Annotated in this window: 1 pseudogene; it reads right to left on the bottom strand. The window is 42.3% G+C overall.

The features are described 5' to 3' along the window. Positions 1 to 270: pseudogene (locus AB4486_RS28565) on the bottom strand (hypothetical protein); the annotation flags it as partial. Between the last annotated feature and the right edge of the window lie 125 nt (positions 271 to 395).

Below are 395 nucleotides of genomic sequence, written 5' to 3'. Positions count from 1 at the left end.
GAGATTATGGGTGTGGAACCATTTGATCTCATCAAGGGACGCCTCTAGGTTCTCAGCCGCTTTTAAATGCCTTTTAGCACGGGCAACATCCAACCAATCCGAGCATCTATCCGCTTGATGGCTTGAACTGAGATTAAGCAAGATCGTTAATGCTTCTTTTTCATACCCTTCAACACAGACATCTTCCGTATAGGGCATGAACATCTTCTTTAAAGCAGACTGCTTTACTGCTTCGTCTTCAATTGCTAATAAGTCACTTAATTTCGTCATAATTACCACTCAGGCAGATATACACTTAAACCATCACTTTCAGAGCTCATTCGAGTCAGCTTTGTTTCGATGACACTTCTCAGAGTAAACGCCGATTCGTGACTCGCTATCTTTGTATGCATTCG

The organism is Vibrio sp. 10N.222.55.C6, assembly GCF_041473395.1.
GTDB lineage: Bacteria > Pseudomonadota > Gammaproteobacteria > Enterobacterales > Vibrionaceae > Vibrio > Vibrio crassostreae_C.
Note: the sequence above shows the minus strand (reverse complement) of the source record. Positions and strands in the feature narration are given on the sequence as shown.